The sequence below is a fragment of the Carnobacterium funditum DSM 5970 genome (assembly GCF_000744185.1).
GTDB lineage: Bacteria > Bacillota > Bacilli > Lactobacillales > Carnobacteriaceae > Carnobacterium_A > Carnobacterium_A funditum.
Genome location: NZ_JQLL01000001.1, coordinates 2,028,077 through 2,053,472, shown reverse-complemented (window position 1 = coordinate 2,053,472; position 25,396 = coordinate 2,028,077). Strand labels below are relative to the sequence as shown.

The 25,396-nt window shown below is 36.5% G+C and carries 28 protein-coding genes; 2 read left to right on the top strand and 26 right to left on the bottom strand.

The features are described from left to right. Window positions 1–9 precede the first annotated feature (9 nt). The 24 genes from fliF to BR44_RS09470 all read right to left on the bottom strand — a co-directional run bounded on the left by fliF (window position 10) and on the right by BR44_RS09470 (window position 21,441). Entirely contained in the window at window positions 10–1,647 is a 1,638-nt protein-coding gene (fliF, locus tag BR44_RS09585) for a flagellar basal-body MS-ring/collar protein FliF (protein WP_051912683.1), read from the bottom strand. 27 nt (window positions 1,648–1,674) lie between these two features. Further along, complete coding sequence (gene fliE / locus BR44_RS09580) at window positions 1,675–1,983, bottom strand: flagellar hook-basal body complex protein FliE (RefSeq protein WP_034552232.1); 309 nt, start codon at window positions 1,981–1,983, stop codon at window positions 1,675–1,677. A 31-nt stretch (window positions 1,984–2,014) separates the two neighbouring features. After that, entirely contained in the window at window positions 2,015–2,449 is a 435-nt protein-coding gene (gene flgC, locus BR44_RS09575) for a flagellar basal body rod protein FlgC (protein ID WP_034552230.1), read from the bottom strand. Between the two features lie 24 nt (window positions 2,450–2,473). Next, window positions 2,474–2,854, bottom strand: coding sequence for a flagellar basal body rod protein FlgB (gene flgB / locus BR44_RS09570; protein ID WP_034552228.1), 381 nt, complete (start codon window positions 2,852–2,854; stop codon window positions 2,474–2,476). Between the two features lie 425 nt (window positions 2,855–3,279). Continuing rightward, on the bottom strand, window positions 3,280–3,642 hold the full coding sequence (gene fliS, locus BR44_RS09565) for a flagellar export chaperone FliS (RefSeq protein WP_034552225.1): 363 nt from the start codon (window positions 3,640–3,642) through the stop codon (window positions 3,280–3,282). Between the two features lie 87 nt (window positions 3,643–3,729). Then, on the bottom strand, window positions 3,730–4,095 hold the full coding sequence (locus tag BR44_RS09560; RefSeq protein WP_051912682.1) for a hypothetical protein: 366 nt from the start codon (window positions 4,093–4,095) through the stop codon (window positions 3,730–3,732). Window positions 4,096–4,120: 25 nt separating this feature from the next. Next, window positions 4,121–5,551 (bottom strand): flagellar filament capping protein FliD, encoded by a 1,431-nt coding sequence (gene fliD, locus BR44_RS09555; RefSeq protein ID WP_034552223.1) that lies wholly within the window; start codon window positions 5,549–5,551, stop codon window positions 4,121–4,123. Window positions 5,552–5,555: 4 nt separating this feature from the next. Further along, entirely contained in the window at window positions 5,556–5,909 is a 354-nt protein-coding gene (locus tag BR44_RS09550; RefSeq protein ID WP_245592960.1) for a flagellar protein FlaG, read from the bottom strand. Between the two features lie 100 nt (window positions 5,910–6,009). Further along, window positions 6,010–7,065 (bottom strand): flagellin N-terminal helical domain-containing protein, encoded by a 1,056-nt coding sequence (locus tag BR44_RS09545; protein ID WP_034552219.1) that lies wholly within the window; start codon window positions 7,063–7,065, stop codon window positions 6,010–6,012. Window positions 7,066–7,273: 208 nt separating this feature from the next. Continuing rightward, complete coding sequence (flgL, locus tag BR44_RS09540) at window positions 7,274–8,206, bottom strand: flagellar hook-associated protein FlgL (RefSeq protein ID WP_034552217.1); 933 nt, start codon at window positions 8,204–8,206, stop codon at window positions 7,274–7,276. Between the two features lie 3 nt (window positions 8,207–8,209). Next, window positions 8,210–9,646 (bottom strand): flagellar hook-associated protein FlgK, encoded by a 1,437-nt coding sequence (flgK, locus tag BR44_RS09535; RefSeq protein WP_034552214.1) that lies wholly within the window; start codon window positions 9,644–9,646, stop codon window positions 8,210–8,212. Window positions 9,647–9,661: 15 nt separating this feature from the next. Then, complete coding sequence (gene flgN / locus BR44_RS09530) at window positions 9,662–10,030, bottom strand: flagellar export chaperone FlgN (protein WP_034552211.1); 369 nt, start codon at window positions 10,028–10,030, stop codon at window positions 9,662–9,664. Window positions 10,031–10,038: 8 nt separating this feature from the next. Beyond that, on the bottom strand, window positions 10,039–10,326 hold the full coding sequence (gene flgM / locus BR44_RS09525) for a flagellar biosynthesis anti-sigma factor FlgM (RefSeq protein ID WP_034552208.1): 288 nt from the start codon (window positions 10,324–10,326) through the stop codon (window positions 10,039–10,041). A gap of 436 nt (window positions 10,327–10,762) precedes the next feature. Then, window positions 10,763–11,839: a flagellar motor switch phosphatase FliY gene (gene fliY, locus BR44_RS09520; RefSeq protein ID WP_034552204.1), complete on the bottom strand. Its 1,077-nt coding sequence runs from the start codon at window positions 11,837–11,839 to the stop codon at window positions 10,763–10,765. Continuing rightward, the gene (fliM, locus tag BR44_RS09515) at window positions 11,839–12,837 is read right to left on the bottom strand and encodes a flagellar motor switch protein FliM (protein WP_034552202.1); all 999 of its coding nucleotides are present in this window, start codon (window positions 12,835–12,837) and stop codon (window positions 11,839–11,841) included. Before fliM ends, fliY begins: the two co-directional genes overlap by 1 nt. 2 nt (window positions 12,838–12,839) lie before the next feature. Further along, entirely contained in the window at window positions 12,840–13,256 is a 417-nt protein-coding gene (locus BR44_RS09510) for a chemotaxis protein CheW (RefSeq protein ID WP_245592959.1), read from the bottom strand. A gap of 9 nt (window positions 13,257–13,265) precedes the next feature. Further along, a complete protein-coding gene (locus BR44_RS09505) occupies window positions 13,266–13,628 on the bottom strand; it encodes a response regulator (RefSeq protein ID WP_034552200.1) in 363 nt (120 codons plus the stop codon). A gap of 1 nt (window position 13,629) precedes the next feature. Next, entirely contained in the window at window positions 13,630–14,238 is a 609-nt protein-coding gene (locus BR44_RS09500) for a chemotaxis protein CheC (RefSeq protein WP_034552198.1), read from the bottom strand. Next, window positions 14,228–16,276: a chemotaxis protein CheA gene (locus tag BR44_RS09495; RefSeq protein WP_034552195.1), complete on the bottom strand. Its 2,049-nt coding sequence runs from the start codon at window positions 16,274–16,276 to the stop codon at window positions 14,228–14,230. Before BR44_RS09495 ends, BR44_RS09500 begins: the two co-directional genes overlap by 11 nt. A gap of 115 nt (window positions 16,277–16,391) precedes the next feature. Next, window positions 16,392–17,162 carry a CheR family methyltransferase gene (locus tag BR44_RS09490; RefSeq protein ID WP_034552193.1) on the bottom strand — a complete coding sequence of 257 codons (771 nt, stop codon included), beginning with the start codon at window positions 17,160–17,162 and terminating at the stop codon, window positions 16,392–16,394. Next, window positions 17,153–18,187: a protein-glutamate methylesterase/protein-glutamine glutaminase gene (locus BR44_RS09485; RefSeq protein WP_051912681.1), complete on the bottom strand. Its 1,035-nt coding sequence runs from the start codon at window positions 18,185–18,187 to the stop codon at window positions 17,153–17,155. Before BR44_RS09485 ends, BR44_RS09490 begins: the two co-directional genes overlap by 10 nt. Window positions 18,188–18,212: 25 nt before the next feature. After that, window positions 18,213–18,695 (bottom strand): chemotaxis protein CheD, encoded by a 483-nt coding sequence (locus BR44_RS09480; RefSeq protein WP_034552191.1) that lies wholly within the window; start codon window positions 18,693–18,695, stop codon window positions 18,213–18,215. Between the two features lie 26 nt (window positions 18,696–18,721). Continuing rightward, window positions 18,722–19,171, bottom strand: a complete 450-nt coding sequence (locus BR44_RS09475; RefSeq protein ID WP_034552189.1) for a chemotaxis protein CheW — start codon at window positions 19,169–19,171, stop codon at window positions 18,722–18,724. A gap of 182 nt (window positions 19,172–19,353) precedes the next feature. Further along, window positions 19,354–21,441: a methyl-accepting chemotaxis protein gene (locus BR44_RS09470; RefSeq protein ID WP_245592958.1), complete on the bottom strand. Its 2,088-nt coding sequence runs from the start codon at window positions 21,439–21,441 to the stop codon at window positions 19,354–19,356. Between the two features lie 311 nt (window positions 21,442–21,752). Here BR44_RS09470 and BR44_RS09465 point away from each other — a divergent pair, with 311 nt between their 5' ends. Beyond that, window positions 21,753–22,037 carry a hypothetical protein gene (locus BR44_RS09465; protein ID WP_211249874.1) on the top strand — a complete coding sequence of 95 codons (285 nt, stop codon included), beginning with the start codon at window positions 21,753–21,755 and terminating at the stop codon, window positions 22,035–22,037. Window positions 22,038–22,128: 91 nt separating this feature from the next. Here BR44_RS09465 and BR44_RS09460 read toward each other — a convergent pair whose 3' ends face one another. Then, the gene (locus BR44_RS09460; protein ID WP_034552185.1) at window positions 22,129–23,727 is read right to left on the bottom strand and encodes an ABC1 kinase family protein; all 1,599 of its coding nucleotides are present in this window, start codon (window positions 23,725–23,727) and stop codon (window positions 22,129–22,131) included. A 31-nt stretch (window positions 23,728–23,758) separates the two neighbouring features. Continuing rightward, window positions 23,759–24,061 carry a phasin family protein gene (locus BR44_RS09455; protein WP_051912680.1) on the bottom strand — a complete coding sequence of 101 codons (303 nt, stop codon included), beginning with the start codon at window positions 24,059–24,061 and terminating at the stop codon, window positions 23,759–23,761. 209 nt (window positions 24,062–24,270) lie between these two features. Here BR44_RS09455 and BR44_RS09450 point away from each other — a divergent pair, with 209 nt between their 5' ends. Continuing rightward, window positions 24,271–25,011, top strand: a complete 741-nt coding sequence (locus BR44_RS09450; protein ID WP_051912679.1) for an SDR family NAD(P)-dependent oxidoreductase — start codon at window positions 24,271–24,273, stop codon at window positions 25,009–25,011. Window positions 25,012–25,396: the final 385 nt, after the last annotated feature.

Sequence of the window (25,396 nt, the reverse complement as noted above, 5' to 3'; positions counted from 1 at the left end):
AATACCCACCTACTCATCTTTCATCCAAATTTTTATCAAATCTGCAGAAGCTTCTGGATTCTCTTTCGCGTATTCCCTAGCTGCTTTTTCCTTAACAGACATGGCTTGATTCAACTCTTCCGTTAATTCTGCGGCTTCTCGATCACTTTTTTCCATTCGTTCTCTTTTTGCTAGTTTGTCTTGTTTCTCTTTCAATTTCTGCATTCTGATTGTTTCTAATTCGTTATTCAACGTGCCATCTGCTTTATCATTCGTGACTTCTTCGAAATCAAACTCATCATCGTTTCTATTTTTTGATTTTTTCATCAAAACCGTTAATAGGACGATTAGCAATAAGAGTATTCCCAAACCGCCCGCTAAATAAGGCCAATCTTTTAGCAAAGTCTCTTTAATCGTATTGCCAATAATCTCTTTAGGAGTTGTCGGCACGATGTCTTCTGTTGGCTTTGCAAATTCCATCCCTTGAACGGTTAGTTGATCATTTCGTTCTTCGACAAATCCAATTGTTGTTTTAACTATTTCTTGCACTTGTTCTTCTTCTGCTTGACTTAATGTTTGATTCAAAATAATAGAAGTCGACAATTGATTGAGTGACCCTGGTGCTTTAGCTGTGCTAGTGGTTTCTGTATCCAACTCATAATTAGCTGTTCGGTCGTAAGAAGAACTTACATCGCCATCGCCTTCAACGATTTCATTGATGACATTATCAATTCCTGTTCCCCCAGCCACATCAATGGTTCCACCACTGGCAGAAACCGTTTCACTTCTTAAGACCGGTTCATCTGAATAAGTCACCCTTTCTTTTTGAATTGAATCAAAGTTCAAATCTGCACTCACAGCGACATTGACATTTTCTGCTCCAAAAATCGGACCCAATGTTTCTGTTAACTTTTCTTCTAGTTCTTGTTCGTATCTATTTTTAATTGCTTGGTATTTGCTCACCATATCTGTTGCATTTAAGCTGCTATCGTCTTCTAAGGCTGCACTTAACAAGTTGCCTTTTGTATCAACTATCTTGATGTTTTCTTTCGGCAAATTTTCAACTGCTCCAGCAATCAATGAGGCAATTCCTTGGACAGCCGAATTATCTGGAATTTGACCGTTACTTGTCGTTAAGACAACGCTCGCAGATGCTTTTGCTTGGTCTTCTTGACTCGTAAACACGCTTTCTTTTGGCATCGACAATAAGACTTTAGCGGTTTCAATTGCGTCCAGTGCTGAAATAGACCGTTCCAGTTCACCTGTTACCGCCCGTTGGTACATAATTTTTCGATCTTCATCCGTTGCCATCATACTCGTCGTATCGAAAATTTCAAAGCCCGTTGAGTTTTGTGGCAACATATCGTTAACCGCTAAATCAATTCGGTACGTGTCTACTTGGCTTTTATCAACCAAAATAGTCGTTCCATTATCTTCTAACTTGTATTTCACTTTTTTCGTTTTCAAATCATTTACAATTATTCCTGCATCTGTTTCTTCTAAATTGGAAAACAAGGTCGCGTATTCTACTTTTTGTGTGTAGTAGGTTAATCCTATTACGGATGCTGTAATCAGGATCAACAAAAGGACTAAACTATTGCGCTTTTGCCTACCCAACCCTGCCCAACCTGCTTTGATTCCATTCATTGTATTTTGAAAGTTTCCCATTAGTGCTATAGCTCCCTTAATCACTCATTAAAATTGCATATTCTTCACTTCGTTATAGGCTTCTAGACCTTTATTTCTAATTTGTAAGGCTAAATCTAGCGTTAATTGAGCTTCTGATGTTCGAATCATAACTGTATGTAAATTATCGGCATCTCCTGCTGCAAGACTCTGAACAGCTTGGTCCGCTGCTAATTGTTTGTCATTCAAATTACCCATTGCTTGCTCGATCATTCCTGCAAATGATCCTGATGCGGTTGTTTCTTGTGTCTTTATGCCTGGTGTAGCGGGTTGAGTGACGCCAGTTAATAAACTAGCAGATAATTTTTCTATGTTCACTTAAATTCTCCTTTATGCTTATTTTTTCTTATTAACTGATTCTAATTTCTAATGCTTTTTTCAACATTTCTTTACTGGCGTTCATAGCTGTGACATTAGCATCATAGGTACGTTGCGCTGTAATCATGTCGATCATTTCATCTGCCATATTGACATTTGATAGTTGCAGATAACCATTTTCATCTGCATCTGGATGAGTAGGATTGTATTCTATCACAATTCCTTCATCGTTTTCTGCTATCTGAGTTGCTTTGACTCCAAAACTTTTCTTCTCTACATTGCCTGTCAAAGAAGAGTTCACTTGCTTGAGACTTTCTTCGAAAACGACTTCTTTTTTTATGTAAGCTCCACCATCTTCCGTGCGGGTGGTATTGATGTTGGCAATATTGGTTGAAATCGTATCTAGTTTTAACCGTTCTAACCCTAAGCCGCTCGCGTTAATGTGTAAGGAATTAAATATAGACATTGTTTTGTCCTCCAGATTGTTTCATCATTTTGTGATTGCACTGTAAAGCATCGAATATTTGGCATTTAGTTGGGCAACAAGTGCATTGTATTGGATTGTCGTTGCGGCTTCATCTGTCATTTCCATATCAATGTCCACATTGTTTCCATTTTCTTTCACGATTGAGTTTGTCCTCTTTGTCACAATCGGCAGAACTTCATCTGGACTGCCAATCCCAATATGTCGAACGTTCGTTTTTTTCATTCCAATTCCATCATAGGCTTTTTCTAATCTGTTTTCAAAATCAACTTTATTGACCTTATAGTCAGGTGTATTGACATTCGCAATATTGCTCGAAATCATTTGTTGTCTCAATTCAGTTGCATCAAGCGCGTTCTTGATAAGATTGTACGCAGAATTGCTCATTTTATGTCCTCCATTGCAAAATAGTTTTTGTTCTATAAACCATTCTCGTGAAAAGCAATTCTTTTACCAAAATAAAAAATACATATGTTATGTATATATATTAAAATAACGTATGGTTTTTTGTGTAAAGATCAGTATCCCCTCCACGGAATTTAGTATAACGGAATTAGAATCATTGAGCAATAACTTTTGTTTGTTTATTTTTCAGTTATTTTCTTGCTTTATTTCTAAAATAAAAAAAGGCTAAACAACAGTTTAACAAATAAACTGTTGTTTAGCCTTTAACTACCATCAAGCGCTTACTAATCAAAATAATAAAAAAATCTTCGCTTTTATAAAAAGCAAAGATAACGCCGTATATTCAACGTTTTAAAGGGAATTGAAAAAGCTAACTTAAATGTGTCTAAAAAACGACAATTCTTTTTTTAGATTTCAATCCACGTATCGCGTAACTCTTCTAATGGCACTCGGATGTTTTTGATGCTTTCAGGATCTTTAGAACGATTGGCTTTAATTAACTCAGTCATATAATAATCATATAACTGGTTTAAATTTTCGGCAACTTCGCCACCATTTTTAAAATCTAAGGTACTCATCAATTCTTGAATAATGTTTTGAACTTTGATTAAGGCATTATTGGTTTCTTCAATTTTCTTGTCCGTTGCTGAGAGTTCAGCTAGTTTTAAGTTTTTGATGGCACCTTCGTATAACATAATAACTAGTTTTTTGGGTGTGGCGTTTAAGATTTGGTTTTGTTTGTAAACATTTGATGCGTTTCTATAATCCATTAATTGGCACTCCTTTTTTGTTAGTCAGATGATACTTATGTAACAGTCATCTACACAAATTACCTTATCAAAGATGACCATTTATTTTTACAATCCTTTATCGATAAACAACGGCTCACGTTGGACGGAAACATAATTGTCTCGCACTTTATTTTTTTGATTGATTTGTTTCATTTGTGACATCACTAGTGAACGTTCACTAGTAATAGCGGCTAGAATGTTTTGCTGACAACTTAAAATGTCTACCTGTTTTTCTTTTTCGGTTTCAGTATAAGGCAAATGTTCTTCATTAGCTACTTGTTTAGTCACTTTTTGCCATTGTGAAAGATTTTCTTGATTCTTTTCCGTAATTTTTAAGGCTTCTTCTGTTGTTCCATCCCAGGAGGTTACTGATTGCCAGATCTTTTCCAACAAATCAGACCGCAACTGACTCCATTCTTTACTTGTTGTCATTATAAAACCTCCTTTTTTAGAACTATTACTTACTTGGTGGATTGAACTGGCTATTTAGATAAGCCATTTGTGACTCAGCTTCCATCATCACCGTATCTAAACGTGTAAACATCGCAATATAATTCGTTCTTTTTTTCTCCAAGCGCTCGTTAAAACTCGTAATGCTTTTACTGATATCTTTGATTTCATTTTCAAAAGTAGTAGATTTATTTGCAATGATACCTGTTTTTTCAGAAATATAACTATCAATCAATGACCGCATTTTTTGAGCCATGCCGTTTTCTTTTTCAACGGTAGCTAACGGTTCGCCTGCAACTGCGGTTTCTATTCCCTCGGTATTGAAGAAAAGATTTTTTACTGCTGCTGGATCATTGGCTAATGCTTCTTTGAGTTTTTTTGAATCTAGCGTAGCTTTGCCTGCTCGATCAACTGTAATACCTAAATCAGACATGTTTTTCACAGAAGTACTGCCATTGTTCACATTGGCCGTCATCAAAGACCGAAGTCCCATTTCCAATCGCATCAATGTGCTGTCGCCGACTAAAGCACCCGTTTTATTTTTTTCTGCCGAAGGATCGCCAACATCCAGCTGATCTCCTACAAATGATAAGATAGAATTGTATTGATCGACTACATCTTGAATGGCTTTCTCGGTTTTTGCTGTATCTTCTTTTACGGTCACAGTCGTAGGTTTCCCCACTTCGCTAAGCTCTTTAAGCGTTAGTGTCACCCCATCAATCGCATCTTCAATCGTGTTTGTGTCTTTCGTAATGGTTATCCCGTCGATTTCTATCTCAGATGATTGGCCGTTTATGAGTGTTGCATTTGTGTCTAGACCTAAATCATCAGCAAGATCCCCTCCTACAGTAAATGTACGATTCCCCATTTTTGTATCGGTCAAAATAATTTGTCTATCAATAATTTTTGCTTGGACACCTGATAGTTTAGTTTGTTCATTGATTTTACCAACAATGTCTTTTAAGCTATCTTCTACTTTGATGTCGATGGAAAAAGTATTTTCTTCAGGTTTAGCTAAATCAAAATCCTGATTAGTAATTGTAAAATCTCCCGCTAAGCCGAGCGCATCCATAACTGTCTTATCAGCTGCTGAAGGTATTAATCCCGAAGTCATCGTCGTTGAAGTCGCTAAGCGATTGACTTGAACAGAATAATCCCCTAATTGAGCATCTGTTTTTGCTGAAATAGTTAGTTTGTTTGTATCAGAACTTGTAATCGCTCTAGATTTAAACGTTGCATCTTCTTGTAAACTTCCTAGCTTTTCGTACAAGCTACTCAAACGGGTATTAATGTCTTTCCAAGCTGTTTTCTCAGTTGTCAAAGTAGCTTGTTTATTGGTATATTGAACCAACTTACCTGACTCTGCTTGGATTAGTGAATCGACGGTATTCATATCAATTCCTGAATACGATCCCATAAAACTTAAATCATTTGCCATGCTCTCATTCCTTTCTATCTACTACAATACCCATTAAATCCCATATTCCAGCGACAACATCCATCATTTTTTCTGGTGGAATTTCTTTGATAATATCGTGTGTCTGCATGTCAATCAACCGTACAAATGTTCTCCCTGTTCCTTCGTGCACTTTAAATGAAAATTGTGCATTGAAGCCTAGAACATACTCATTTATTTCATCTACTTTTTTTTGCAATTCTTCTTTGGAAAAAACCACTTCTTGTGACTGTTCTTGCTGATATTGAGTTTTTTCTTCTTTGAATTTAGATTGAGTACTTGATTCAATCCCAATCGGACGTGTTTGAAGCACAGTATTGATAGCTTGAACAATATCCATCTCTGTCTTCTCCATTCTTCTGGCAAACAAACTCCATTATAAACTAAAAGCCGGCAAAGCGCCGGCTTTTTGTGAAATCTGTTTAAACTGTTTTAATTGATTATTGTAATAATGAAAGGACGCTTTGAGGCATTTGGTTTGCTTGAGCCAACATTGAAGTTGATGCTTGAGCAAGAATGTTTGATTTAGTAAAGCTCATCATTTCTTCAGCCATATCTACGTCAGTAATACGAGAGTTAGCTTCTGATAAGTTTTCTTTTGTTGTAGCTAAGTTTGAAACTGTGTGATCTAAACGGTTTTGAACAGCACCTAAATCAGCACGTTGACCTGATACAGAAGAAATAGCATCATCAATTTGGCTTAGAATATCATCAGTATCGCCATTTACAACATCGATATTGTCTATTCCTAGTCCAGCTTTTGTCATGTCTGAAATTTCAACACTAATATTTTCACCAGCATTTGCTCCGATTTGGAATGAGAATGAATTTCCTACTTTTGCTTTTGTTCCTAACACTGCTTTTTCATCCAAAGTAACTACAGCCTTCTCATTATAAGCTGCTAATAAAGTTTCTTTGTCTTCATCAGAGGCAGCTGCAAATGCAGTGACTGCTTCAGCTTCAGTTGTTACTGCTACAGGAGTATCAAGAGTTGAAAATGCAGTTGTTATTGCTGCTAAACCTGCTACATCTCCTAAAGCTGTAGGATCTGTACCTGTTACAGCTACTGCGAGCACTTTAGTTCCATCTAATAAACCTTTTGTATTGAATTGTGTGTCCGTTGCAACACGTTCAATTTCAGAAGTTAAAGAATCAATTTCTCCTTGGATTGCTGTTTTATCGTCCTTAGTGTTAGTGTCATTAGCTGCTTGAACAGTTAAGTCGCGCATACGGTTTAACATACTGTGAGTTTCAGTTAAAGCACCTTCTGCTGTTTGAATCAATGAAATCCCATCTTGTGCGTTACGTGAAGCTTGAGTCATACCTGAGATTTGATTTTTCATTTTTTCTGAGATTGCTAAACCTGCTGCGTCATCTCCTGCTTTGTTGATGCGTAGTCCTGATGACAATTTAGCTAATGAACCACTTTTTGAAGCGTTAGCTGATGTTAAGTTAGAGTAAGTATTCATTGCTGCTGTATTTGTATTAATTCTCATGATTGTGTTCCTCCTAAAGTCTATTTTGTGAAGGTGTTGCCTTCTACTTCTTATATCGGCACGATTAATCTTCTGTTAAGTGTTTTTTTATTTATGTTTGACAATTTTTTTGATAATTAGTAGATCAACTTACCTTCTGCTCTTTATATCGGTTGGTTTAAATAGGACTTAAGGATAAATTGTATTTTTTACAAAAAAAAGACTACCTTTATAGATAGTCTAGTATGTTCGTTTGTAAAATTTGCGTACCCATCGATAAAGAAGCTTTATAAGCAGTTTGCTCCATTGTAAATTCCATATACTTTTCAGCTAAATCAATGTCTTGATTTTCAGATAAGATCGTTTTGAGGTTTAGCTTTTCACTTTCATTACGCTCTAATGTCGATTCTAAACGATTGAAAATTGCTCCAGTTTTAGCACGGTTAGATACAACATTTTCGAGTTGTTGATCAGCTCTCTCCAATAATCCAGACAAATTTTCTGTATCATCGGAATCTAAAGCTTTTAATACATCATTGAAAAAAGAACCTAAATTATCCGGTAAGTCAGAAGCACCTTTCTCATTCATCAATGCATTTCCATCCGTATTCAATTCGATTGAAACACCAGGTGCAATTTCACGAGATAGATTAGCACTTACAATAGATTTTTTTGTTCCATGATAGATAATACCGGTAATTTCACCAGCATCATCCGTGTCAACTTCAAAAGGTACTTCAGTTGTGTTCATCCCTGCAAATATATAACGTCCTCCAAAATTTGTATTCAATGCATCTACAACGCCATGAATTTCTGATTCGATTTCAGCTTTATTGGCTTGACGATCCGAATGACTCATCGTGTCGTTTGCCGAAGATTGAATCAGTGTTTTGATTCGCTGTAAAGACTCTGTTGTACTGCTTAAAGCCGAGTCTTGAACATTCGTCCATTGGACAGCGTCATTAATTGTGGTTTTATATTGATCATTTTGGATGATGGTATTATTTAAGTCTAAAATCTTAGAAACACGCAACGGATCATCAGAAGGCTTATTCACTTCTTTTAGCGTAGATAGTTGTTCTTGGTATTTCATCATATTACTTGTATTTGTGCTTAAATTTCTTAAAAAACTTTGTGACATTAAAGAATCTGTTACACGCATACATTACACCCCTGTTCGATTGATTAACGTATCGAGCATTTCTGACACGACTGAAATAATACGAGAATTAGCTTGAAATGCCGTTTGGTATTTCATTGTATCAGCTACTTCTTCGTTAATAGACACACCTGAAATAGACTCACGACGAGCTTGTAAAAGACTTACTAATCCTTCTTGACTTTCAGCCATGTTATCAGCTTGTTGTTTTACAATTCCCATTTCCGTTACCGTGCTGTTATAAGCTCCCGAAACGGTTGATCCGCCAACTTGATTGGTAATAGACATGGTATCTTTATCGTATTCGATAGTCGCTGTTGGATATCCTAAAATTGTGTTTTGTAAAGAAGCAATCGCTTGGGCACGTGTTCCGTCTCCACCAACAACTTCACTAATATTTTTCCCAGCATTAATTTTAGTCACATCGTTTAAGATCGCTGCATTCACTTTAATGGTTGAAGCATAATCGCCATCTGTTGCTGCACTCAAATCAAATAAAGGAATCCCTTCTCCACCATCACTATGTATCGTATTAACGGCTGTTGCAAAAGTAAAAGCTAAATCATTTAAATCTTGTTTTTTATTGTCAATTTCTACTAGCGATTCTTGCGACCCTTTGATGCTGCCTGATTCAATCGTAATAGCTGTTTTGTCCCCATTTTCTTGATTGACTACTAATCCTCCAACGGAAACTGTTGATGTTTCAAGCGTTTTTATGGTACTTCCATTTAATACTTCTTGTCCACCAACGCTGATACTTACGCGATTAAATTTATCGTAACTGGCTTCTACGCCAGTAATTCCAGCTAGTTCGCCTAACAGCTTATCTTGTTGGTCTAACAAGTCGTTTGGTGAATCGCCTTTAACCGCTACATTAAAAATTTGCTTATTCAATGAACTTAACTGTTGTACTTTTGAGTTAAAATCTAACACGTCTTTTTCAATACTTTTAACCGTTCCATCGTGCAATTTTTCTATTTGGTTGGACATATGGTTCAAGTTATCAGTAAAATTTTCTGTATTTTGTGCCACCATCGTTTTAGCAGCCGCTAATTCTGGATTGGATCCTAAATGTGTCCAAGAAGAAAAGACTTCGCTAATGCTTTTATTCAATCCCGTTTCTGAAGGCTCATTAAAGATTCCTTCCAACTGACCAAGAACATCTGATTTTTGTTTGTGCATCTCTAAAGATGAATTTTCATTTGACAGTTGTTTATTGACATAAGGGTCTACAATTCGCACAACAGATGAGATTCTCACTCCAGTTCCTAACTGACCAACACCAGAAATAGCATAGGGATTATCCGCTACCATATTTACTTTTTGTCTTGAATAGCCTTCTGCATTTGCATTGCTTACGTTATGACTGGTTGTTTGTAAAGCTGATTGCTGAACATTCAAACCTTTAGTTGCATTATTTAATATTCCAAATAAACCTGACATTGCTTTTCCACCTCGTTATAGGGATTGATCGATAATCGATGATTGTTTTTCAGCACTGTATTGCCCGTTCTTAGAGTAGGTTGAACCTGATGTCTTGGCGCTATCTGTGATAGCTTCCATCATTTTTTCTTGATACTGCAAAGCTTGCTTTGTTAGCAATAAGTTCGTCTCTTGTAATTGTTTTATTTCTTCCACAATTCCAGACAACTCTTCTTTATTGAGTCCATTTGCATCAAGCGTTGGAAGAACTTCCATAAAGGTTTCTTTTTCTGCTATCACAGCGATAACTTTAGCACTATTATTTTTTATTAAGGCTTCTTTTTCTGCTAATAAGACTGTTTCAAATTTTTTTAGTGTTTCGACCACTTGAGTTGATTTTTTCATTATTATCCTTACTTCCCTTGCTCATTCATAGCATTGATCATACCTTGAGCGATTTTTTCAGGTGAAACGCTGTACGTTCCATCCATGACAGATTTTTTAATTGCTTCGATATCGATATCTTTTGAACCGGCAGATTTTGCTTGAGCCATTTTTTTAGCTGTATCGGAAATATTGACCTGAACAGAATCTTCTTTTTTTACCTGCTCAGTTTTAGATGATAGATTTTTTGTTGGTATATTGTCTTTGCTCTGACGAACCGCGTTTAAGTAGCTATTATAGCCATTTTCAATTTTCATTTTTCAGCACTCCTTTTGAGTTTTTCTACTTTTAAAGTTTATTTTTAGGGTTAAATTCAGTTTCACAAGTGATTAATAGACTTATTTTCTTCTTCTTAATCCATATCGGATAATGTTTATGAAACTTAACCCTTAATATTTTTCAAAAATTTAAAAGAGCTAAACTAAGTTCATTCTACATAAAATGGGGAAACGAAACAATCACTAATCTTAATTAGAAAGCAAAAAGAACCGAAACAAATTGTTTCGGTTCTTTTTGAGTGGTGTTACTAGGTTGAAAGATACGTAGTATCGGTTCTTTTAGGGCTGTGCCTATTCTTAAATGAGCTACGAACGCTAGTCATTCGGAAAAATGATAAATGACTGTGAGGATAAAAAGCATCCTCTTTGTCATTTCCTATTTTTCTTTCATGACTGAGCAGAGTTCTCCACATCCTTACTTTAGTTTTTTGATTCTTTGTTCTTGGCTTAGGATGTTGGTGATTCTGACGCCGAAGCTTTCGTTGATGACGACGACTTCGCCTTCTGCTATTAGTTTGTTGTTAACAAATATTTGTAGGGGTTCGTCGGTCATTTTATCTAGTTCGACGACTGAGCCTGTGCCTAGTGATAGGATATCTTTGATTGATTTTTGTTTTTCGCCTAGCATGACACTGAAATGCAGTGGAACATCCATGATTAGATCCAGATTATTGACATTATTTGATGTGTTGTTATCGATTAATTCTTGGAATCCAGGTGTTTGAATGGCTACTCGATCGGCTGTTTCAGTTTTTACTACTGGTTTTTTTTCTTGAACGGGTTGTTGTGTTTGAGCAGTTGGCTTTTTATGGTCTAAAACTTCTGCATCGTTCCCGTTCATCATGATATTAGAAATATCACTTACTGTATCCAGTGTAAAAATTTGCATGATTTCACTTTCGATTAGGTCGTCAACCTTCATTTTAAACGCAATTTTACAGACAATGGTATCTGCAGCAATTTTGTCGTATTGAACGTCTTCGATATTTTCCCAAACTTCAACGTCTGGTGGTAGGATATCGACTGTTCGTTCTAACATGGTTGCCATCGCTGTTGAAGATGAGCCAATCATTTGATTCATGGCTTCGCCGACTGCACTCAATTCTAATTCCGTGAATTCTTTGCCCGTCGCATCGCCATCGCCATCCATCATTAGATCGGCGATAATGATGGCATCGGTCACATCCATCATTAATAAGTTACTGCCAACTAACCCTGCTTTAAATTCAATCGTTGTCACCACTTTAGGTGTCGTGCTCTCTTTAATAATCTCTTCAAATTTCACACAAGAGACACGTGGCGTTGTAATCGTTACACGGTGGCTTAAAATAGATGATAACGTCGTTGCTGCTTGGGACATCGTGATATTTCCAACTTCACCAATGATATCTTCTTGGTCTTTATCAATTGCATTCATTGTATCCGTTAGTGTTTCAGTAGGCCCATTTAACATCGCGTCTATTTCTTCTTGAGATAGCATTTCATTACTCATCAGTTTATCTCTCCTTCAATATACTGTAATACTTCTACTGCCCTATTTTTGCCTTTCAATCCCGGTTTAACAAGATAATGTGGGCGTTGTTCGACTGACATAACCAGTGGATCTGACGTTTTTCCTTCTAGTGGAATAATGTCACCCAACTCCAACTGCAAAAAGTTTTCTAAGGTCATGGTAGCTTCTCCTAAAAGTACTTCCAGATTTACTTTGGCAGAATTTAAACTGGATTCTATTCGTTTGTTATCAGAACGGTCCGCTCCTCTTTCAGTATCAAACCAATTCTTCAAACTCAATTTATCTAAAATCGTTTCAAAAAATATGTAGGGAACGCAAATGTTAGCAAACGTCCGCACATCGAACAAATCAACCGTAAATGTCACTAAAATGACCGGTTCATTAGGGGACATGTTTTGTAAGAGCTGTGGATTGGTTTCTGTTGTCTCTAGTTTTACATCTAGCTCGATAACGTCACGCCAAGCCAATTCAAAAGAATGGACAAAATCGCCCAATATATCTGTCAGAATGGCTTTTTCAATATCGGTAAAGCTCGTTTTGTTTGGTTGGTCATCATTAGACCTCACTTCAGAACTGCCACACAATAGATCAATTAATTGCAGAGAAAGCTGCGGACTTAATTCGATAATTTGTGTGCCTTCTAACGGTTTAGAATGGAACAACCCCATTAACGTAAAACGTGGAACGGAGTGGACAAACTCATCAAAACTAACTTGTTCAACTGAAGCAAGATGCAATTCAACATTATTTCTAACTTGGGTTGATAATCGGTTTCCGACAATTTTTGAAAATTCTTCAAAGACCATGTTTAAGGTACTGATGTACTCTTTAGAAAGGCGAGCAGGACGTCTAAAGTCGTAACTTTTCACTTTGTTTTTCTCGTTTTCTTGTTCTTCAAGTCTACTTTCATCAATTTCTCCGCTTTTAACAGCTTCCAATAAAGAATCAATTTCTTGTTGTGATAAAACTTGTTTCACTATTATCCCTCATTCTTATAAAATAGTGTCTCCATATTAATCATATTCACTATCTGATCTTTTACTTGAATCAATCCAGATATGTGATCATCGGCTTGATTAGATAATTGCTGAATATCAGCTGGGTCTATTTCAGTGACCCACTCAACATTATCCACCATGAATGCCAACTTTTCATCCTTGTTTTTCACAATGATACTATTATTGTAACATAATTCTTTCGTTTCAACAGAGGGAGAAAGAAGTTTGTAAAAATTTATCAACGTAATCACGTTGCCTCTTAAGTTAATTAAACCTTGCACCCATTCTGGGGATTGCGGGATGGTTGTCCAAGGCATTTTTTTTAAGATTTCTTCAACGTCTTCCGATAAGAAAGCGTAGTACTTATTATTTAGTGTAAAAACAATTATTTGTGTCATCTAGCTAGCCTACAGTGCTGCTTTGTCTAACGCTTTAATAACACGGTCTGTGTCAAAAGGTTTGACAATAAAATCAACTGCTCCAGAACGGATGGCATCCATTACCATTCCTTGTTGTCCCATAGCGCTACACATCACTACTCTAGAAGCTGAATCAAAAGCTTTGATTGCTTTCAAAGCTTCAACGCCGTCCATTTCTGGCATCGTAATGTCCATTGTCACTAAATCTGGTTTTTCAACTTTGTATTTTTCAATGGCTTCTAAGCCGTTTTGTGCCTCTGCCACCACTTCATACCCATTCTTTTGTAAAATATCCTTTAGTTTCATTCTCATAAATGCTGCATCGTCTACTATCATTACTCTTTTTGTCATATTAATCTTCTCCTCCGACTCCTAATAATTCAAACATTTTTTCTAGTATTCCTGGTTGAGGAACAAAATACAATGAAGACTCTAATCGGTCTCCAGCATAGTAAAACTCATTCTTGATGATCATAACGGATTCTTCATATTGTCCTTGTTCCAAATAGACACTACTCATAATCGCCCCAAACATATCTTTTGTCAATAGCGGGACAGAAGTTAACAAGTGAATATCCAATAATTTAATCATCGCATTTAAAAACGAATGGACTAAAATATTAACCAACTCCTGTAAGGCTGAATCAGCTAGTTGCTCTGAATACTCTATTCCTACTGGCATCATCATCTTGACAATACTTTCAGAAGCGGCTTGATCGACGGTGAAAAGAAACATCCCATCTGCATCGCCGAACATCCGTATCATGACGGCTTTTACGACTGCGTCTTCTGGCATGATTTGTTCATAGACTTCTGAGTAATCCAACATCTCAATAATCGGAACCGTCATATTGACGGGTTTATCGATTAATTGAGACAAACTCGTTGCTGCATTCCCACCGCCAATATTAATCACTTCTTTAAGCGCATCTAATTCTAGAGCAGAATACTCAGAGTTCATAGTTAGTCTCCTGACTCGTTTCTTTACAGATACTAGCAATATCTAAAATCATGATAATACCGCCATTTCCCATAATCGTTGCCCCTAGGTATTTCTTCATTATGCTTAATTCTTTGCCTAGTTTCTTAATGGCAATTTCTTGTTGTCTAATAATATCGTCCACCGCTAATGCGTATTGTTTGTCTCCTTGATTAACTAAAATCAAGTGAAAATTGTCCTCTTCTATCGCAGGGATATCAAAGACTTCATTTAAGCGAATGACTGGAAGAGCCACTTCTTCAAACAGATAAATCTCACGATTGTGGACTTGAATAATATCTACTGCTGCTGGTTTGATGATTTTTTGAACAATTCCAAGCGGCATAGCGAATGTTTCTTCTCCTACTTTAATCAACAACGATTGGATAATAGACAACGTCAAAGGCAAGTTAATTTTAAAAGTCGTTCCTTTATTAATGACACTGTCAATTTCGATGGTTCCGCCCAACAGATTGATTTTCTGTTTGACGACATCCATTCCAACGCCACGCCCAGAAATACTGGTGACTTCTTTTGCGGTAGAAAAGCCAGCATGCAAGATCAGTTGTTGCAATTCTTTATCGCTTAGTCCTTCTGTTGGAATGCCTTTTCTTTCAGCGCTTTCTCTAATGACTACCGGGTCTAACCCTTTGCCATCATCAGAAACGGTTAAGACAACCCGGTTCCCTTCTTGATAAGCGGTGATTTTTATTTGCCCTTTGGCAGGCTTACCTAGCTCTACTCGTTTACTTGGTGCTTCAACCCCATGGTCGGCTGCATTTCTGATTAAGTGAATCAAGGGTTCTCCCAGTTCAGATACAACGGTGCGATCTAGTTCTGTATCTTCCCCTTCAATCACTAATTCAAATTCTTTATTTAAATCATTGGCTAAATCACGTACCATTCTTGGGAAACGACTCATCACTGCGCTAACAGGTTGCATTCTAATTTTCAAGACTAATTCTTGCAATTCTGAACTGATTCGGGCAACTTGTTCAAGTGGCTCATTTAGTTCTGCTGATTGAAGTTGTGTACTGAAATCTTCTAATTGTGTCCGGTAGATAACCAATTCGGATACAAGGTTCATAAAGGTATCTAATTTATCGATATCGACTCGTATAGAATGATTCATCGCTTGTTTTTGTGGCGTTTTCGCTGCACTTTTTTTAGTATCGATCGTCTCTATTTTAACTAGTTCTTGTTCGACAACAGCGATTTCTTTTGGTTCTACTCGTGCTGGCAAATTGGTTTTAATCAACTCTTGAGCATCTGTAATGGTTTCAATCAAAACCGCATCAATTTCGCTATTGTCTAATGCCAAATTCTTAACGGTCTTTTCATCTGCTTTACTTAAAAAGATGAGTTTAAATATTTCTCCAAAATCTTCATTTTCTAACACTTCTGTAGTGGGCTCAACGTAAAGCACATCGCCTGCTTGTTCTAATTTACTCATCACCAAGAACACACGGGCATTTTTCATACTGCTATCTTCCGCAACTTTAACCGCTAATCTAAATGCATTAAAACCACTTTCTTTCGCGTTTTCTATTACTTGAATGTCGGAATCGTCTAGTTTATGTAAATCTAGATTAAACTGTTCATCTGTTGCGTCTGTTGCTTCAACAATGGCTTCCCTTTCTCCATTTACAACAGCATTTAATTGTTCAATTAATGTTGAAATATCGCGTTCGACATTATTTTCTTCGCGTAAGTCTTCAACCAATTCTGATAAGGTATCTAAACAGTCGAAAATGAGAGCAATAGATTGTTCATCCGCTTGAACCACATCTGATTTCAATAAATCAAACACATTTTCCATGTTATGGGTTAACTTAGCCATCGTATCGAAACCCATAGTAGCTGCCATACCTTTAATGGTGTGTGCGGATCTAAACATCACATCGACTATTTCAGATTGTTCAGGATGTTTTTCTAATTCAAGTACTTGTTCATTCAAACTTTGTAAATGTTCATCTGCTTCCTCAAAAAATAATTCGAGGTATTTACTATTTTCATCCATAGTGTTCCTCCTGTTTCGTCTGTTGTCCTCCACATCTATCGAGACCAACAACTCCTTTTCATTTTTTCACTCTCGAATTGGAGTTTTTTTGTTTCTAGTTGAATCATCGTTTATTTTACAGTTTTTCGTACATAAATGCAGATATTTTTTTCAATCCATAGATTTCTGGGTTGTAGATGGCTTCTGTTGCACCTGTGAAAAAGATGCCCCCTTGCACAAGCGAATCGCTAAATCTTTGGTACAGCTCTTCTTTGACTTCATTTTTAAAGTAAATGGTCACATTGCGACAAACAATGATATGAAAGTTCTTGCCAAATTTATCGGCAATTAAATCATGTCGTCTGAATTGAACCTTATTTTTAATAACCGGTTTTAAATAATAGGCTCCCTCTTTTTCGTCAAAATAAGTTGCCCGTTCTTCTATAGGAACATTTTTCATTTCATGATTTTTGTATATGCCCTCTCTCGCTCTTTTAAGAATCGTTTCATCAATGTCTGTAGCGACGATTTTTTCTGCCATTCTCAATTGATGCTTATCAAAAATCATCGCCATCGAATAAGCTTCTGCTCCAGTAGAGCAAGCCGCACTCCATACTTTCATTGAAGGATATTTTTGGGACAGCACCTTCAATTGGGATTCGAATTCTTCAAAGATATCTTGGTTGCGAAAGAAATCAGTCACATTGATGGTGATATAATCCAAAAATTGTTGTTTGACCATTTCATCTTTTTCTATTCGTTTTGAATAGTCTTCTAACGTAAAGGCCCCAGCATTTTTCATGACGCTTGCAATTCTTCTTTGCAATTGTTTTTCTTTGTAGCCAGCTAGATTAAGATTTAAATTTTTATTGGTCCATTCATAAAAAAAATCGTAGTTTAGTTCCATTGTCTCATCCTTATCATCCAATTTATCCTGTCCGATAGTTCTGTTAAACTAGCTACTTCATCTACAACGCCTTTTTTGATTGCATTTCCTGGCATGCCATAGACAACCGCTGTTTCACGATCTTGCGCTAGCGTAAACCCACCCTGTTTTTTAATTTCACTCATCCCTACACTGCCATCATGTCCCATTCCGGTTAAAATAACCCCGACTAATGACGATTCGTAAACACTTGCTGCAGATTGGAATAAATAATCCACTGCAGGTCTTACTCCTAAGATTTTAGGTGAACGGTCTAACGCAATTTTGTTTTGTTTGATGGTCATATGATAATCTCCAGGAGCCAGATACACTGTTCCATTTTCAATCGTCATTCCTTCTTTCGCTTCAACAACGGTAACCGAGGATTTCATATTTAATCGTTCAGCGAACGACAACGTAAAACCTTTAGGCATATGTTGAACAATGAATATTGGAATGGCTAAATTTTCTGGTAAGTGTTGAATAACCTGCAATAAAGCTTTTGGCCCGCCGGTAGAAGCACCGATTACAATAGCTTTTATTTGTTTGGGAACCTCTTTTTGCCATTCTTGTCTTACGGGTACTTTTTCAATTTGTTTTTTAGAAGGTGACACTTCTTTTATTTCGACTAACGGTTTGATCTTTTTTTCAATCTCTTTTTTAAATTCTTCTGCTTGATTTTTTAAATCCACCGGCTTTTCGATAAAGTCCATTGCACCCAGTTCTAACGCTTCAATCGTTATAGCTTCTCCACTATGGGAACTCATCATCACTACCGGAATAGCATATTCTTGTTTGATGATTTTAAGTGTCTCCAGTCCATTTAAACCTGGCATTTCGATATCTAACGTCACGATATCTGGTTTCAATAAAGGGATTGACTTTAACGCATCACGACCATTTCTAGCCGTTCCAACAACGGTTAAACCCGTTACCTCTGATATCATTTCAGTTATTATTTTTCTCATGAACGGAGAATCATCCACGACCAACACTTTAATTCCCATTTTTTATACTCGCTCCTATTCCCTTTTACAATATAATAATTTCTCGGTTGACCATACGAACTTTAACTGTAAAGGTAGTTAAATCCACAATCATTGTTCTCCCCATGTTTCCTCCAGTATGATTTCCCAATAAAGGAATATTCAATAGTTTTAGACTACGTTCAACTGCGGCAACATTTCGTTCACCAATACTTCCTATATAAGTATCGTTTGATGTTTGAAACATACTCGCACCACCAGCAATTTTAGCTATTAGTTTTTGGTTGTTTGTTTCTTTTCTTATCTCTGAAACCATTTGTGGGATAGCTAAATCAGCAAACTTCTCAATTTTATTCGCATTTTTAAATGAACTGCTGTCTGGTAGCATAATGTGACTGAGTCCGCCAATTTTTGTTTTAGGATCATAAATGGCGATTCCTACACAGGAACCTAGCCCAATTGTCATTAATGTTTCGGGCATCCTCGCTACTTTGTAGTCTGAAATACCTACTTTTATTCCGTCCATCATGCCGTCTTCCCCATTCTTATAGCTTCTTACTTATTGATTAATTCAATCAGCTCTTTTTCATTCTCTGATGAGAACAATACATCTACATCGAGCACTAATACAATGCCTTCTTCTGTTTTAAATAAAGCTCGTACATATTTGGCTGCATGTCGCATTTCTTCTGCTATTTCATCTTTTGAAACTTCTTCAAAATTGCTAACAGACAAAACATCTTCTACTACTAAACCAATTTTTAGTTCTTTCCATTCCGCAACAATAATTTTTGTCTTGTCTGTCACCGTTGTTTTTTGTTTGAACAATCGCTCGCATAAATCAATAATTGGCAAAAGTTGGTCGCTATAAGGAATAGCACCTAATAGATAAGAAGAGGTGTCTGGAATTCTAGTTGGCTCTTCCATCATAATAATTTTTTCGATCGCTATGATCGGTATGGCAAAGTTTTGAGCGCCACTAGTAAAAACAATAAACTTTTCCATGTTGTTCCTCCTAGAACATATTTTGATCGTCTTTTTACATAGAATAACAGAAAACCAGCAGGAATCTTTTGTGCAAAAAAGAACCATTCGCTTCTTTTTTACACAGCCGAATAACCGCTGATTTAAGGCCCTATCGCTGGACGACTATGTGAAACGTCATTTTAATTTTTAAAAGTCCTTTGTTACTCTATTTTAAAGCGATTGGTTTCATCAGCCAAACGTTTTGCAATGTTGTCTAAATCATGAATGTTTGCGCTAAATTCTTCCATTGTAGCTAATATTTCTTCCGCATTGGCGGATACTTCTTCGGTCCCAGCAGAATTTTCTTGCGCTGAAGCAGCAATGTTTTCAACTGAAGCAACGGCATCATCTTTTTGTCTTTCGATTTGACTGCTTAACCCGACTACGTTGATGATATTTTCTACTAAAACATCCATTTGATCAGTAACGCTATTAGCTGAATCAATGGCTTCATCAATTGTTTTTGTTTGTTTTTCACTTTCTTCAAATGATTCACTCATCTTAGCAATCATCGTCTGAGAACTCTTTTGAACGGTCTTGATAATATCTGTGATGCTTTGTGTTGATTTAGCACTTTGTTCCGCTAATTTCCTCACTTCGTCAGCAACGACAGCGAACCCTCTACCCGATTCTCCAGCTCTTGCTGCTTCTATAGAAGCGTTTAATGCTAACAAGTTTGTTTGAGCTGAAATGCCACTAATCGCTTTGCTGATATTTTCGATACTTTGAATATCTCCATCTACAGCGTTAATGCTTTCAGTCAACTGAACCATCATTTGAATATTTGCTTGCCAGTTTTCATAAACATCGGCCATTTTTTCACTATTGCGTCCATTAGCTACCGTTGTATCATCAGCACTCTGACCAATTTTCTGAACGCTTCCTTCAACTTCTGCTAAAATCGTTGAAAGTTCTTCCATTTTAGTTGCTGCTTCTTCTGTATCTTGTGTTTGTACGCTGGTTGCTTCTGCAATTCCACTAATGGTTTCAGAAACTTCTTCTGTAGCAGATGTCGTTTGTTTTGAAATTTCTGTCAACGACAGCGTCATATCCATGATTGTTTGACTGTTTTTCTGGATATCGCCAACAATTGTTTTGTAATTTTTTACCATTTCATTAAATGAGTAAGCGATTTGATTTAATTCGTCGCCATTAGCTTTAATGTCTTTATTTTTAACGGGCTTAGATTTTCCAAACCATTTTATTCTAGGTTTTAGAGAAATATCTGAACGCGTCATTTGTACCGTCAAATCCCCTTGCTCAACTCGGTTAAATGCTGAAGTGATGGCGTTAGCTACCCTTTTAATAACCATTGTAAATAAAATAGCCGATAAAAGTGCTACGATTAAAGAGACTCCAGAAACAATCAACCCACTTTTGATACTTGCTTGATTTTCTTGGGCCATCTCATTCGCATGAACCGCCCCATAAACGATGACACCTAATCTATCAACTTTTCGATAGTAAACTTGAATATCTTTATTAAAGGTTTCATCTAAGATAAAACCATATTGATTCCCTCCTCGTTTAAAAAGCGGTTTATTTGAGATATCTTGTCCTATCTTGTCTTGATCTCTGGATATCAAATACGTCCCTTTATCTGAGAGCACAAAATTTTCTCCTGTCTTGCCAACTTGTGATGAAGTAATCATTCTTGCAAGCTTTTCAAGACTTAAATCCAATCCTACTACACCAATGACTTCACTTTCCTTAACAATAGCCTTAGAAACGGTTATGCCCATCTCTCCTGTGACAAAATCCGTATACGGTTCAGTCCAAAATATCGCGCCACGACGCTCAACAGCTCTTTGAAACCACACTCTTGATGCGCTATCAAAATCAGGAATTGGCTCTTCTCTGATCAATCCTCCATCTATTGGTGCATAGTAAGCATCCGCTATATAAAGCCCACTTGCCTTAGCTAACATCAAATCTTCTAATATGGCTGCTTCCATTTCTGGTCCATTTTCCATATCTCTAAAACTAGCATTTTGGGATAATACTTCTAATGTATCTTCTAATTCTTGTCCTGCCCAATCAAATTGATTGGCCACCTGAGTCGTGGTACTTTTCTCGCTCGCTTCGATTCGGTTAGCAATAGATTTTCTAGTACTCATATTCGTTAATAGCAAAACCACTATTACCGGAATAATAAACAACAAAAACAAGGTTGCTCCAACTTTCATTCCTATGCTTCTCTTCTTGACCTTCATTTGTTTGATTTTCGATTTTCTTTTTTTGCGAACCACTAAAAAAGCCTCCTCTTATGTAATTAAACCTGACTAGTTCTTATGTATGGCACATTTTCTTGTTTGTTCTGCTGTATCATTAAAATCTGATTAATGTCAAATTACTAGCCATTCTTTATATCGGCTAGTTCCTGTTTTTTTTAAGCGCTTTTTTAGTATTTTTTTAAACTTATTGCTAAAAGAAACAAAACAGGTAAACTGAGAATAGAATAGGTTTTCATTGCTATTTTGATAAACCCCTACTTAATCACCAAAACATCTATCTGAACGGAGTAATCATCCTGGTAACTATCCTTACTTTAACAAGTCTTATGCTAGGATTAATCGCTTGGATTCTTCCTTTATTGAATCTGGTTTACTATAAAAAGAATAAAAATCGTCGTTGGATTTCTTTTTCTGTTGTGAGTCTTTCTGCTTGTGCTATTTCTTTGTACGTTCAACTTGTTTACAGTTCTTACTTAGTTGAGATTCAAGATATCACGGCTTTAATGGACACCATTGGCACGATAGCACTACTATCAGCGATTCTTTTACTCGTTACGCTTTTATTAAATGGTTTGACACTAATCGTTTATCGAAATAAAATGCAAAAATAAGACGATTCTTTTAAATGGAAAAGTTCTATTTGAACAGAAAAAAAACAACGAGCATGATTAATTGCGCTCGTTGTTTTTTGTATCTAGTTTATTAAAGTGTACCTGAACGTATGATAGAGATCAGCAACCAAATACCCATTAATCCTGCACCGAGGAAAATAACGACGCCGATTATGGAAACACCTGAATTTGTTGCCATCGCTACAATAATTGCTGACGAAAGAATCAGCGCTGCAATAATAAGTGCAAAGACAAGTCGGTTCACCATTTTATTGAGACCTTTCCACTTATTATCCCCATCTACCAAGTCAATATGCACCTTCGCTCTGCCACTGTTTGCATTATTTAACAGTTGCCTTAGTTGTGTTGGAAGTCCTAGCATATCTTTTGACAGTTGGTAACTTGAAATAAGCCATTTATCTTTAGAAAATGAATCATAAAGAGACAGTTCATCACTGCTTTGCATATACAGGTTGGCTACCTTCAGTACATTTATCTCTGGATCTAGTTCTGCTAAAATCCCTTCCAACATACTCAATGATTTGACCAACATCGTAAAATCATTGGGTATCATGATGCGGTGTTTTTTAGTTACTTCCAAAATATCAGAAAATAGCGTACTCATATTAATTTGTTGGTAACTTGCTGTCAAATACGTGTCAAAAAAATAGTTCAGATCTTCGTAAAACTCATATTGGTTAACCCGTTCCTTTGTCACACCCATTTTAAGCAGAATATTCATGACCATATCAACATCGTTGAAGACGATAGCCTTCAATAATTTAATTAGACTTTTTTTATTTCCAACGGCTAATTCGCCCATAATGCCAAAATCAATAAAGACAATCTTTTTATCTCGAATCAAAATATTACCAGGATGAGGGTCGCCATGGAAATAGCCGTCTTTAAAGACTTGTGAAAAAAAAGAAACAATTAATTTTTCTGCAATGTCCTCTTTGATATACCCTTCTTTTGATAATTTAGCTAAATCAAGGATTTTTATCCCCTCAATGTATTCTTCTACTAAGACTCTTTTTGAGACGTACTCACTCACTAGATTTGGAGCTCCAACAACCTCAATCTCTTTATTTAATACTTTAAACTTAAGCAATGCGGTAGCTTCATTTCTAAAATCTAGTTCAATTCGTGTAGCCTTTTCAATTTCTTTAAGAGCTAAGTCTGGATCTGAAACCAAATCCTTTATGGTCCCTGGCGCCATCGATAGTATCCGAGAAAATAAGTGAATATCTCTCAATAAATTTTCTTCAATATCTGGACGCTGTACTTTCACGATAACTTCGTCGCCATTCTTCATTCTAGCACGGTGGACTTGTGCAATCGAAGCACTCGCTAACGCCGTCTCTTCTATCTCTTCAAAAACAGCCTCCATCGCTTCTCCAAATTCTTCTTTAAAAATCCGTTGAATGTCAGCAAAAGGAAAAGGGGGAACATGGTCTTGTAGCTTAGACAGTTCGTCAATGTAGTCTTGCGACAATAAATCTGGGCGAGTAGAAATTATTTGTCCTATTTTAACAAAACTGGACCCCAAATCTTCAAATGCTTTACGAAGATTAACCGCATCTTGTTTTTGGTCTTTATTTCTTAACTTTGTCCGATAAATGTGCCCAAACCCATATGAAGCAAGAACAGTTACTATTTCTCTTAATCGTTCACCACTTGACTTTTCCATCTCTTAACCTCCACCGACAGGTAACAGTCATTTATTTATTCCATAAGTCATCCACTTTTTTCGTTAATTCTTCTACTTTTCTTTCCAATTCATCAATATCTTTTCTATGCGTTGCAGTCATTTCTATTAATTGCGTTTCTACATCATCATGATTGAGTGATTCTTCCTTTTTGTTGCTTTTACGTTGCAACAACTCTTCTTTTAGACGTTTGCCTTCATCTACTGATAGTTTGCCCTTTTTTTCTAAATGATCAACAACTTCTTGAGCCTTTTCATAAGTTAGACTAGCTCCTCCGATTCCTGCGAACACCAATTTCTTCAATTCTTCCATCATTTTTATCCTTCCTTTCTTTTTTAAAATGGTATCTAGTTGTTCACAGTATAACATGAAAGCGAATTCTCATGAAGAATGAGCCTTTAGAAAAATTTTATTTGTAATTTTTTAACGATAAGTTTATTTATTTGAAGTTTGCTCTATTCCTTTGTTAATCTATCGGTATCTATTAATCCATCGAAGAAAACAATCAGAAAGGAATGACTAATTTGGGTGAATTACAAGATCGAGTAGCTGTTATTACTGGTGGGACTTCTGGTTTAGGTGAAGCATCTGCCAAAGCTTTTGCAAAAGAGGGCGCTAAAGTTGCAGTTGTTGGAAGAAACAGCGAACATGGCCAGCAAATCGTAAAAGAGATTACTGCGGATAACGGAAAAGCTATTTTCATAGAAATGGACGTCACCAAAGGAGATGAAGTCAAAACTGGCATCCAAAAGGTCGTCGATGAACTTGGAACGGTTGATATTCTTCTTAATAGTGCTGGGATACATGATGGATACAAAGATGTAACCCAAGCAGATGAAGAAAGTTTTGATAAAATCTGGGAAGTGAATGTAACAGGTGTCTTTCTTATCACAAAAGAAGTGGTTCCTATGATGGTTGAAAAAGAAAAAGGCACCGTTATCACTATCGGGTCGCAGGGCTCTTTTGTAGCAGGTCCTGGTGGGATTGCTTATGTAACAAGCAAACACGCTCTCGTTGGGTTTAACAAGCAACTGGCTTTTGAGTTTGGGGCTAAAGGAATCAAAGCAAATTTAATCGCGCCAGGTTTTATTGCAACGCCAATGACAGAAGATATTGATGATCCACGATTAAAAGATATTCCCGCACAACGAGCAGGAACACCAGCTGAAGTAGCCTCTGTTGCAGTCTTTCTTGCCTCAGATGAATCAAATTACATGCAAGGGTCGGAAGTCACCATAGATGGCGGCTGGACTATCGGAAGATAACTGCCTTCAAACTAATGATTCACACCAAATAAAAAAAAGACGACATACTGTCGTCTTTTTTTACATATCGCATCATGGTTCTCTCTCTATCCGATTTCAAATTTTCATTGTTAACGAACAATTTCAGTGCTGTCCTCTTTGGAAAGGACAAGTTAGCGGCAAAACATCATCAACTCATCCATAAAATTATTTTTTTAGACCAGTCGAGTGAAAAATATCCGTAACTCATCCATTTTTATATTAAAATAGACCAGTAATAAAGAATATCTTTGAAACTCATCGATTTTTGCGAATAATGTATACGAATTAACTCGAAAAGAATAAATCAGAGTCATCGTAAGGAAGAAAAGAATGATTGACCATCGTTTGTTTGAGTTCGTACTCT